The sequence below is a fragment of the Maridesulfovibrio spiralis (SeqCode) genome (assembly GCF_048571135.1).
Taxonomy (GTDB): Bacteria; Desulfobacterota; Desulfovibrionia; order Desulfovibrionales; family Desulfovibrionaceae; genus Maridesulfovibrio; species Maridesulfovibrio spiralis.
Window position 1 is genome coordinate 2,978,368 of the sequence record NZ_CP182344.1, and the last position, 11,732, is coordinate 2,990,099.

Sequence of the window (11,732 nt, forward strand, 5' to 3'; positions counted from 1 at the left end):
TGAGTACAAAAAATGCGCCCATCTTATCCATATGGATTTGATGGGCGTTTCCTATTGTTCGGCAGTGGAGTCTTCCATTATTTCAGCGCAGATTTGCAGCCATTCAGGAAGTTTATGGCTGAAGTTGTTCTGCTCCAGCCATTCGGCAGAAAGCAGGTGCGGGGCATAATTGTCATGTGTTACGCGTAGCTCGTGGTCAAAGGAATTGGCCACATGGATGGCTACTGCCGGGCTTAAATCCGTACTGCCCAGCCGTTGCGGTTCGTGGTGGCAGTAAATGGCCTCGATAATATCCTCGTCAAATCCCCAGATTGCCAGCAGATAGGCCCCTACTTCGGCGTGAGTGAAACCGAGGATGTCCCTTTCCGCTTCCTGAATCGGCATGTTTTCACCGCGTACGATGCTCAGGATGGTGGCGTATTCTTCAGTGTAGGACGTGGCCAGTACCAGCTTGCCGATGTCATGCATGAACCCGGCAAGGAAGGTGTGTTCGGCAAGCTCGTTGCTGCCGCCCTCGGCCTTGATGATAGCCCGCCCCATCAGTGCTGTGTACTGGCAGTGCAGTCCGAGATCCTTGATTGAGAAGTCGATGTTGACTTCCTTGGTGGAGTTGAAAAGGTGGATTCCAAGAACCAGCCCTTTTAGGTTGTCCAGACCCAGCAGGGTAGCAGCCTGTTCCGGCTTGGTTACTTTGGAGTATAGTCCGAAGAATGGTGAATTAACCAGTTTCAGCAGTCCCGCAGTCATGCCCACGTCTTGTCCGATGAGCTTGCCGATATCGCTGATTATTACATCTTCCTTGCGAAGTTCCTTTTCAAGGGTGATGTAAAGGTCCGGCAGGGAAGGCAGGTCTTCAATGGAAGCCACACCCTTGGCTGCCCGTTCATTCAGGAAAATATTTTTGAGGCGCAGGCTTTTTTTGATCAGTAAGATGAGTTCTGAAGGTTCATACGGTTTGGTTACAAACTGATGCGCATAGCCGATATATTGCAGACAGTTCTCCGAATTGATGGTTTCGGAGATAATGAATCTTATGCTGCCCGGCTGTCTCTTTTTGATTTCATCAAGCAGTTCACTGCCCTGAAATCCTTCAACGCAAAAGTCGGAGGCAATGACATCAAAGGGGCAGGTCCGTAAGTGAGCCATGGCCTCATCTGCTGTGGACGCGAAGTGTATGGTCCACCTTTTGTTTATGGATGACAGATTATTTTCCAGATTTTTGAGTTGCGATTTATCTGTGTCAATAAACAGGATATTCTTGGATCGGCTCATGGTACTCCCCGCGCACATGAAATGTATTGGATGTGTTGTCGTTGGATTCTGAGTTGATAATTGAACGATACCACGCCCAAGCTGTTTTGGTAAATGAAAATCCCCGCTCCGGAACATGTCGGAGCGGGGATTTATGATTTTTAGAAAGTACCGTCTGCCTGCGGTACAGCAAGTCTGTTTTATTTTTTCAGCAGCAGGTAAGGCCGGTCGGAGATGAACTGCTCATTGACGATGGTCAGTCCTTCCGGGCGGTTTTCCCAGCGGTCATAGTATTTTTTCTGCATGACCAGAATTACGTTATCCTTTTCCGCAAGGGCTTTCTCGATATCCGCGTAGTCACTGGTCTCATGAATATTGGTCCCGGCGTAGTAAGAGAATATGCCGGAATAAATCTTATGCGCCATGGGATAGCTGCCCTCTGCGATGTATTCCTTCATCATTTCTCCGGTCTGGCGGGGGCTTATGAGCGGATCAAGGGAAGGCAGGGTCAGCAGGGCCAGCGGCTGGAGCCAGAGCACCATGGCTGCGGTCATAACCAGCAGGCCTTTGTAAGCACCGCTTTCCTTGAATTTGAGCAGGGCCAGTCCGGCCAGTCCCATGATCAGGACGGTGAAGCCCAGTCCGTTCAGTGTGATATCAAAGGGAATGAATACTTCCGCAAAAGGTGCAGCCACTGCGAGGAGCAGGTAGAATCCGCCGATGGCGGTCCAGAGTTTTTTGGAGTTGAGGACAGGCTCCTCTCCGCCTTCACCGAACAGGCCGCGTGCGGTGAGCATGGCAAGGGGAGCGAAAAGGGGCAGGATGTAGATCAGTACCTTGATGCTCAGGCAGGTCAGCAGAACAAAACCGCTGATGAACATGATCCACGCCCAGTCACGCCCCGCATTCTCGGTGTCCTTGCGTTCGGCAGTGACTTTCACCCAGTGCTCGATGCTGAATATTTTTTTCACCGGAGCGGCAAATATCGCCAGAGTCCACGGCAGCCATGCCAGCGGAAAGGCAATCAGGTAGTACTGGAAAGGTTCTTCATGGTGAAAGGAGCTGACCGCACGCTGGTAGATCTGCTTGTAGAAGATATTGTGGATGAAGGCTGTGCCGTCCACGATAATCGCACCCACAACCCAGGCCAGCAGGATTGCCAGCAGGACACCAAGTCCTTTGAGCAGTGCCTTGTCACGCAGGAGTCCTGCCTGACCTTTCCAGATCAGGAAGCAGGCTGCGGTGAGCAGGGGAAAGATGAGTCCAAGAGGTCCTTTAGTCAGTGTGGCGATACCCATGAATCCGAATGCCCAGAGAAAGTATTTCCCGGATTCGCGTTTCTGGAATCCCTTGAACATGCAGATGTTGGCCCAGAGGATGAAACCGCCGAAGAGCAGGTCCATGCGTGAATAATGGGCGATGCCGATGAAAAAGACATTGCTCAGCAGAACCAGCCCGGTAGCGAGTGCCGTCTTTCGTCCGCAGCCCAGAGTACGGGCAAGGCATACAGTGGAGAACAGGAAGAAAGCCGCAGACAGGGCGGAGCTGAGAAAGAATACGGCATTGCCGTCTGCCGGGGTCAGGGTGTCGACCAGTGCCATGAACCAGAAGTAAACCGGAGGTTTGTCCGGGTAGGCCACACCGTTCAGGTACATGACCAGCCAGTGCCCGGCATCCTTCATCTGGGTGTAGACATCGGCATATCGGACTTCATCGGAAAACCACAGGGAACGGTAGTCCATGGTGAAGATGGACTGCAGGAAGAGAATGAACAGGACGCTGAGCCATGGATTGGTTTCCATGATGTCCCAGATAAACGGTCTTTTTTCGTAGCGCATGGGCTAGTCCTCTCTGGAGAAAAGGTGAATTGCGAATCCGGCCACTGATCCAAGCATCCAGCCGCAGAGAACGTCACTGGGGTGGTGCCAGTTGAGGTAAATGCGGCTGAAAGCCACAGCTGCGGCAAAAATACCCAGCCCTAAAGTCAGCAGCAGGTTCCGGTAACGCAGAATAAGGGGCAGGCTGGCCCCGTAAATTTCACAAGTATGGCCCGAAGGCATGGAGTGGTATGATCCACGGGTGGAAAAAGGCTCGAAGAACGGTCCTTCGCCCGGACGGGGTTTACCGATAGCCATCTTCAGGAAGCGCACGGTAAGCAGACTGACAATCAGCTGTACCGCAAGAAATACAAGAGCAAAGCGCAACCGGGATTTATCGGTTTTGCGCTGCCTGATGCCGGTGATCAGAAACCAGAGGTAGATGGGGTAAAAGCAGGCATTGCCCCAGTTGGTCACGATTTTGGCAAAAGATTTAAGATCCGGGTTGGCCTGTGCATGGGCTTTGAAAAAAGCCAGTACTTCCGCTTCACTGCCGAAATTGAAATACAGGGCCGCGAAAATAATCATCAACGGCAGGGAACCCAGAAAATAGTGGCAGAGGGTCAGGTTTTTATGAATGAACGAATTCAACTGCCTACTCCTCGCCGTCAGCGGATTCTTCCTTGGCAGGAGCATCGTCCGGGTGTTTGTCGGTGGTGAATTTATACCATGTCTCCTTGTCCATATTTAGTTCCGCAAGCACTTCAGAAAGCTTTTTACCTTCTTTTTTCCAGTACTTGTATTCATGATCCGGGCAGGAGAACGGGATAACCAGTGTGCCGTCTTCCATAATATATGGCATGTCTTGCTTATTATCACTCATGGGCACGGTTTACACGCTGACGGGAGAGGATTCAAGGGAATGTTTGCTGTCTTTCCAGAACGGTATTTAACTGCTCGCTTAAGTTTTGTTATTGGCTGGATAAGTGGCTGCTTAGTTGATAACTTATTATCCGGAGGGTTTTCGCATGACCGATTCTTATACCAAAGTGACATCTTCTTCATGGTTTGAGCGGCTTGGTTTTGCGCTGGCCGGAGCATTGCTGGGTGTTGCGCTGCTTGTTTTCGGGTGCTGGCTGCTGTTCTGGAATGAGGGCCGCTATCTGGATTACGTCCATAATCTTGAAAAGTGCGAAGCCATGACAGTTGAGGCTGTCCCCGGTGAATTGAATCCTGAAAATAACGGGAAAGTCATCCATATGAGCGGCGATGCAGTTGTTGCGTCTCCGCTGCGGGATAAGGATTTCGGTATTGAATTGAAAGCCCTGAGGCTTAAGCGCGAAGTGCAGATGTATCAGTGGCAGGAAGATATTGAATCTGAAACAGAAAAGAAGACGGGCGGTGGAACTGAAACAACCACTACTTACACATACACTCAGGGCTGGTCGTCTGAACTGAATGATTCAGCTACGTTTGAAGTCCCGGCCGGGCACGGGAATCCCAAGGCCATGCCTTACAAAAACAGGGAGTGGATTGCTGAAAACGTGAAAATCGGGAAGTTCGACCTTGCCCCGGAATTGTTCGATACTCTGGATGATTATGAAAGTTATCCGGTTAAAAAACTTCCGCCCGGCATCAGCGGGGCGAAGCTTTTGGAAGAAGGGGATATTTACATCAGCCATAGCGGTGATTCTTCTATGCTTGCTCCTGAGCTGGGTGACATGCGTATTTCCTTTTCGATTCTAAAGCCGGGACAGTTCAGCGTAGTAGCTCAGCAGCGCGGTAACAAGCTTGTGCCATACAATACTGCCGATGATTACCAGATTTATATGCTGGAACGTGGGAATATCTCTGCAACAGAAATGTATGCCCATGACATGGATAAAAACCGGGGTCTGACTTGGGGATTACGCGGACTCGGAGTTCTGTCGCTCGTAATCGGCTGCTTTCTGGTCCTTAAACCTGTGTCCGTATTTTTTGATGTTCTGCCTTTGCTGGGAAATATTACGGAGTTCGGACTCGGCGTGTTTTCAATCATTGCCGGATTATTGTTCGGTGCTTTGGTGATTGCGCTGGGCTGGCTTTTTTACAGGCTGTTAATCGCAGCCGGGGTGGTTGTTGCGGCTATGCTGGTTTGTGCCGGGATAGTGTATGGGGTTAGGATTAGGAAAGTTGATTCTTAGTTAGTAATCAGTTTTTTGATACGTAAATATAGTTTTATGGTCATTTAGGAGTTTGTTTTGGGATTCGAAATAATAGATGGTTTTGAACGTATTGATGATAATTCCGAGCTTTATATATACGGAGTAGGGTTGGCTGCACGCCGTTTATTTATGGATATGAGGTGGAAGCGTCCGGATATACGTATTAAGGGTTTCATAGACAGCTTTATGCATTCAGGTGAGCTGTTCACTTTGCCAATAATAAATGTGGCTGATGTTAAGGATATTGATAAGCAGCAAGTTGTCATTGCTTCCATGCATTATAAAGAGATTGCAGATGGTTTGGAAGAACGTGGAGTATTGAATATCTTGGCTTATTGGAAAGAAGTCGACCTCGCTGAAACTTACCTGTCGTTGAGGTTAGTTGATTTTAATAAAGTTCAAGTTATTTCAGGTTTACCCACTGGCTTTGCTGAAGAATCATTGGGAATCATCAACAGTCATGAACGTATTGCTGCTTTGAAAAAGGAATTGCCCTGCTTGGGCTCAGCTGAAAAAATAAGTTTATTTCCTGATACATCCAAATCATCGCTGGATGCTGTGCTGCAAAAAATAGGTTCTGATCCCTGTACTGAAGTCTTTCTTATTGATGTGAACGGTGACCAGTTCTATCTGGCAGAACTTTTGCGTGTTTTGACTTCTGATTATGGCAAGTCTGTATCATTATTTAAACTGCCAGCGCGGACTAAGAAGGTTTCTTTGATTGAAAGCAGAAAGATTATGTTCTTCGAAATTGCGAAGAACGGTTCTTCCAGTGCTGTTAGTCTGTTAGAGAAGTTACATGCCAAGTATGCAGTTGAAAGTGATTTATATCATAATTTGCGTTGCCAAGTAGATGTGACTGATCCTTCTTTTGCAGATTATTATAAGTTCGCGATTGTCCGTAATCCTTATGAAAGGCTTGCCTCACTATATGCCTACATTGAACGGTGTGGTAGTGACTGCTTATTTCATGGTGCATTTGGGAAGGTAGTGAAACCTTTTAATTTTGATGAATTTTGTCGGTTTGTATGCAATTGCCCCGATGAATTTGCTGATGAACATTTTATCTCCCAAACGTCATTTTTTACTGTCCCGGAAGGTCTACTCAAGGGCATTACCATGCTACACATGGAAAATTATGCTGAAGAAATAAAAAATTTTTTTGCCATGATCGGGGAAGAGGTAGAAGTGCCGCATGAGAATAAGTCACGTCCCAATTCGGTAGATTATATTAACGATTATTACACACCGGAATTGATTGAGCTGGTAAATAGACGGTATGAGCAGGATTTTATAAATTTCGGGTATGATTTTTTGTAGTCGGAATCGCATTCGCTGAATACGACTCCGACTAATTGATTTTAGAAAGGCTCTCCGTTGTTCAGATATACGGTTCCACCCATAGCCATACTTGTTGCTGTTTCGTTATAACGTGCAGATCCTAGCATTGCTTTTTGCAGTTTACCGTTGCTGGAGTTCCATTTAATGTTTCCGTAACCAATGATTTTGTCTGGGATGGCATCTTTTGTGAATTCAAAAATAACAGTAGAGTGGGGGGGGAGTGTAAGTGCAGTTCCTCCATCACCCGCCCATTGCCAAGTATTATTGGATGCGACAGTGTAGTAGCTGCCGAGATTTGAAGCGTCTGCTCCGTTTTGATCATATAAGGTGATTTTGCATTGAATGCTGCAATCGGTAATGTTTGAAAGGTGGAGCCGTGTGTAAAATGATCCAGAACCGCCTGTACGATATCCTTTGATATGCGGAATAAGCGCACTTCCCTGAGCATTGAAATCGCACGAAGTGCACTGTGCAAAAGCACTACCTGTAATAAAACACAACATAGCCGCCACCAAAAACATAGTCTTCATTAATTTGATCATGAATATCTCCTATATTTAAATTATTATTTTTGGACTAATATGTCTTGTTGGATATAAATGTCAAGAGGGTTTATTTTTCCGCAAATCAAAAAACGAAACTCCCCCGCAGCGGGCAGGTGCTGCGGGGGAGTTTCTATGATGATGGATAAGCTTATTGAACTTTGTTTTCGGGCTGACCCTTTCAGGCCGCCTTGCGGTTGGGGCTGATGCAGATTGCCCGGTCCATGTGGCGGACTTTACCCAGAATCTTTTTGACTATCCGCTTGTAGCGGGGCAGGTCCTTGGGAGCGTAGTTGGACTGTGCCCTTGCCAGCCCTGCCATATCGAGAATTTCGTTATAGAGGTAAGGCACGTAGAGCAGGTCCTGCCTGATGAAGAAATAGACCTCATGCAGTGCTCTGTGGATTTCTTCCTGATTTTTGCCGTGTTTGCGGAAAAGTTTTTCCAGCCTTTTGGTTACGTGGTTCAGCGATGAAGTCCACTTGGGGCTGCGCGGGTCGAAAGTGGGCAGCGGGCGCGGAGTGGAAGTCATATTCATGGCAGTCTTGAAGTAGTCCATGCTTCCGGGAGCAGCTGAAAGCAGTCCTTCCATATGCACTTCCTGCATGTCTACACTGCGTGCACCTTCAATCACGGCACAGCCACCATAGAGGTTGAATATCCGGGCGCGCAGCTTCTTGATATCCTCTTCCATCTCGTTCTTGGAGGTCATGTACTGCACTGTTGATGTCAGTTTCTCGCCATCTGCGTTTTCAAGCTCAACCAGCATGTTCGGGTTGTAGTTCGCACCGGAGTTCTGGTGACCTGCGGAGTGAGAGTTGCGGCCCTTCCATGCGAAGTCCTGACCGACCATCAGGATGTGGTTGAATCCGCACCAGTCGAGGAATCTTGCCAGTGTGATACTGACGTTACTACCTGCGTCAAAAATTTCTTCATGGTTGCCGAGAACGAAAGTTCCAAGTCCGCCGACGGTCCACATTGGAATGGTCGGCCCGGGGTAATTGGCGAGTACTTCGTGATCCAGCTTGGAGGAGTAGATGAGCGGGATGTCCTTGGCCCATTCCCTGTCCAGCTGATCGTAAACACGGCCCATTGATGCGTTGTAGTCAATACCGATGCAGAAATGGGGCTTGATGCCTGTTTTCTGCACAGCTGGAAGACCCTGCAAGGAGGTTGTGAAAATTGCCTGTCCCGGATTTTTTGCCAGATCAGGCCCGAATTCGGCCAGAGAAGGACCGGCACCGAGGATCACAGCACTCATGCCGCGTCCGGCTCCCTTGAGCGGGGTGATGCTTCCGTCTTTCAGGATGCGTGAAAAATTATCAAGTTCGTTGCCGACCATGACGTCCTGCTTAAGGCGCAGGGTGGTCATTTCCGCGGTGAACGATTCGAGTCTCTTGCGGATTACGGTAGACCAGCGTGCGTATTCAGGCCCAATCTGCTGGCTGGCCATGTCCTGGCGCAAATAAATTCTGCCGTATACGAATTGAAGGTCTAAGTCTTTAATGATACTCATCAGACTGTTTTCATCGATTGGGCAAAAGTGGAGCTTGCCGGCCTTCATGAAAGGACGGTAGTCGGTCTGCCCCAGACAGGCGAGGATCATTTCCGGGTTAGGATCGGAAACAATGACTTTGTGGCTGTCCGGTGTGTTCATCAGCACATGGTTAAGCCCGTAGCCTACGTTACAGCCTACAATAAAAGTGGCGCTGGTTTCCGGCTTTTCAGTGGTGGTCCAGCTGTTGTAAATGGCATTGGGCGGGACGGTTTCAAATAATCCGATACCGTTATCCATTTTCCAGTCGAGAATTTGAAATTTATTAGTGAAGAGCGACTCTTTCAGTTTCTCTTCGTCAATATCCTGACTGCTAAGCCAGGCGTAAAAGGGCGGGTTGTATGTTTCAAGAGCTTCGATGTTGTCTTTAAGAAAAGGATAGGCTGATGACATTTGTTCCGTCCTTGGCAGACTGTTTTTATTAGCTGTAGCTGTGCCGGGTTCATTCCTTGCCCCGGATTTTCCAACCAGACTGATGATCTCTGCCCTATAAATGCAAAATGATTGCCAGAAATAAAAAGGACGCGGTCTGTTTTTGTTTTCTTAAAGATAAATAGCTGAAAGGATTAAGTAAAATGTTTGCTCGTGATATTCTTGAACTCGTTGGCGGAACCCCTCTTGTTGAAATGCGGGTTCTCAATCCCAATAAAAATGTCAAGATTCTGGCTAAGCTGGAAGCTATGAACCCCGGAGGGTCCATCAAGGACCGCGCTGCCGGGGCCATGATCCGCAAAGCCGAGCGTAGCGGGGAGCTTACCCCGGATAAAATCATCATCGAGGCTACCTCCGGCAATACCGGGATCGGGCTGGCTATGGCCTGTGCTGTGCGCGGCTATAAGCTGATGCTGATCATGCCTGAGACTGCCTCCGAAGAGCGCAAGATGATCATGCGAGCCTACGGGGCCGAGATCATGCTCACCCCCGGACACCTTGCCACGGACGGAGCCATTGAACAGGCCTACCGATTTTACCGCGAGGAGCCGGAAAAATATCTGCTTATGGACCAGTATAATAATGAAGCGTCCATTGATGCCCATTATGAAGGAACCGGGCAGGAAATCTGGGATCAGACTGAAGGCAAGGTCACTCACGTGGTCGCCTGTCTGGGCACAACCGGAACAGTTATGGGCATCACCAAGCGGCTCAAGGAGCTCAATAAAGATATCCAGATGATCGCCGTGGAGCCTGAACCGGGCCACAAGATTCAGGGCCTGAAGAACATGCAGGAATCCTATCCTCCCGGCATCTACGACAAGCAGAAGCTGGACCGCGTTATCCGGGTGCAGGATAACGATGCTTTCGAAGCCTGTCGCCGTCTCGCCAAGGAGGAGGGCGTCTTTGTAGGCATGAGTTCCGGTGCAGCCATGGCCGGGGCCGCTGCCATTGCTTCCGAGATTGAAGACGGTCTGGTGGTTACAATTTTCCCTGATGGCGGCGAGCGTTATCTTTCCACTCCCTTATTCCGCCCGCAGGTGCTCAAAGGCCCCAAGCTTTTCGATCACAGCAGCGGTGAGGATCGGGTGCTTTCCATTTCCGAAGCGGAGACCGGATTGTTCACCATGGGACCGTCTTTTGATAATCCCTACGATCCTGAAGTCTTCCGGCGCATAGTGCTGCTGGATGTGCTGGCCCGCCATCTTGAACGGGAAGGCACAAAGGTTTCCGCGCTGGTCGGGCTGGCTGACCTTGAGGACCAGACTTTGGCGGCCTCCCGCGAGCGGGGGGTGAACCGCGAAGTCTTTGCCGGCGAGATCTCCACTGCCGTGCGCAAGGCAGCGCATCTGCTGGGAGTGCGTGAAACCATGCGTTTTGAGCGGGCTTCGGAATCCGTGGACCGCACTGTTGAACTCTGCCGCGCTCTACTGGCCCACGGTCTGGCTTATGAAAAGCTGCGGTCCGTATATTTCGACATCTCCCGCGACAAAGGCTACGGGCAGATGTCCAACATGGATATCGACAAGGTCAGCCTCGGCAAGACCGTTGATATGGATGATTACGTCAAAGAAAATCCGCGCGATTTCACCCTGCTCAAACGTGCGACTTTGCAGGACCTCAAGCTCGGAGACATCATTGAAACCGAGTGGGGCAACGTGCGTCCCAGCTGGTTCATGCAGCAGGCGGTGACTGCCCTTGAAGGTCTGCCCGGTGTCAGCCTCGTTTTGGCCGGTGAAATCCACCGTTTTCCGCATCTTGAAAACCTGCGCGCCATCTGGGCCGGGGCAGGGGTATCCCCTCAGGCATGGATGGTCGCCCAGCCGGTATTGCCCGGCGGTTCGGTATTGCCCTGCGTTGATGAACTCATCGAGCAGTCCGGTCAGCCTATTGCCGTGCGTCTGTGGATGCTGTCATCTTCATATAAAAAGCCTCTGGTTTGCAGCGATCAGTCCATTTCCATGTGGGTCAAGAATCAGCAGAAATTGCAGGATCTCGCCGCAGGCTTAAGCGTCCATGCCGGGAATTCCGGTGAGGTTTCCGAAGATATCGATCAGGAGGTTTTCACCCTCAAGTCCGGTCTTTCACAGGCCCTGAACGATAATCTCATGCTGCACCGCTTCTGGCCGATCCTGTTCAGCTTTACCAAGACTATCAATTCGCAGCTCGGCAACGGAAAACTTTCTGCCAAGGAAGCTAAATTCTGCCTCGACCAGCTGCTCGAAGTTGATGAAATCCTAGGCATTCTCGACCATGAAGCCATGCCAGTACCATTCGTTTCCCTGCCCGAAGAAGCACAAGACCTCCTTGAACAGCGCGAGCTTGCCCGCGTCAAAAAGGATTTCAGCACCGCCGACGCCCTGCGCGACAAGCTGCTCGAACTTGGCTTCAACGTGGAAGACAGTTCCGAGGGGGCGCGTGTTTTTCGGGTGCGGTAGTTAGTTGATGCGCTACGGTGTATGTCGTAGCCAAGTCCCTTTAATAAAAAATTGGGGGAGTGTCAGTTATGGAAGAGTTTCATTGCATAGAATGTGGCGCGGACATTTCTGACCTGCCGGACAAGTGTCCGCAGTGCGGGCATGGATATACC

At 49.7% G+C, this 11,732-nt stretch carries 9 protein-coding genes; 3 read left to right on the top strand and 6 right to left on the bottom strand.

Going from position 1 to position 11,732, the window contains the following annotated elements; all coding sequences use genetic code 11:
* Positions 1–51: 51 nt before the first annotated feature.
* The 4 genes from ACNI29_RS13345 to ACNI29_RS13360 all read right to left on the bottom strand — a co-directional run bounded on the left by ACNI29_RS13345 (position 52) and on the right by ACNI29_RS13360 (position 3,951).
* Positions 52–1,272: an HDOD domain-containing protein gene (locus ACNI29_RS13345; protein WP_419778863.1), complete on the bottom strand. Its 1,221-nt coding sequence runs from the start codon at positions 1,270–1,272 to the stop codon at positions 52–54.
* Between the two features lie 179 nt (positions 1,273–1,451).
* Entirely contained in the window at positions 1,452–3,089 is a 1,638-nt protein-coding gene (locus tag ACNI29_RS13350) for an ArnT family glycosyltransferase (protein ID WP_419778864.1), read from the bottom strand.
* A gap of 3 nt (positions 3,090–3,092) precedes the next feature.
* A complete protein-coding gene (locus ACNI29_RS13355) occupies positions 3,093–3,719 on the bottom strand; it encodes a phosphatase PAP2 family protein (protein WP_419778865.1) in 627 nt (208 codons plus the stop codon).
* A gap of 4 nt (positions 3,720–3,723) precedes the next feature.
* Positions 3,724–3,951 (bottom strand): hypothetical protein, encoded by a 228-nt coding sequence (locus ACNI29_RS13360; protein ID WP_320005856.1) that lies wholly within the window; start codon positions 3,949–3,951, stop codon positions 3,724–3,726.
* Positions 3,952–4,096: 145 nt separating this feature from the next.
* Between ACNI29_RS13360 and ACNI29_RS13365 the strand changes: the two genes are divergently transcribed.
* Together ACNI29_RS13365 and ACNI29_RS13370 are read left to right on the top strand one after the other, a co-directional pair.
* The gene (locus ACNI29_RS13365; protein WP_419778866.1) at positions 4,097–5,251 is read left to right on the top strand and encodes a TMEM43 family protein; all 1,155 of its coding nucleotides are present in this window, start codon (positions 4,097–4,099) and stop codon (positions 5,249–5,251) included.
* Positions 5,252–5,308: 57 nt separating this feature from the next.
* A complete protein-coding gene (locus ACNI29_RS13370) occupies positions 5,309–6,592 on the top strand; it encodes a sulfotransferase family 2 domain-containing protein (RefSeq protein ID WP_419778867.1) in 1,284 nt (427 codons plus the stop codon).
* Between the two features lie 41 nt (positions 6,593–6,633).
* Here the strand turns inward: ACNI29_RS13370 and ACNI29_RS13375 are convergent, their stop codons facing one another.
* On the bottom strand, positions 6,634–7,155 hold the full coding sequence (locus tag ACNI29_RS13375; RefSeq protein WP_419778868.1) for a hypothetical protein: 522 nt from the start codon (positions 7,153–7,155) through the stop codon (positions 6,634–6,636).
* 181 nt (positions 7,156–7,336) lie between these two features.
* Complete coding sequence (locus ACNI29_RS13380; RefSeq protein WP_419778869.1) at positions 7,337–9,103, bottom strand: motility associated factor glycosyltransferase family protein; 1,767 nt, start codon at positions 9,101–9,103, stop codon at positions 7,337–7,339.
* A 182-nt stretch (positions 9,104–9,285) separates the two neighbouring features.
* On the opposite strand from ACNI29_RS13380, the gene ACNI29_RS13385 reads away from it, so the two are divergent.
* Positions 9,286–11,580, top strand: a complete 2,295-nt coding sequence (locus ACNI29_RS13385; RefSeq protein ID WP_419778870.1) for a cysteine synthase — start codon at positions 9,286–9,288, stop codon at positions 11,578–11,580.
* Positions 11,581–11,732: the final 152 nt, after the last annotated feature.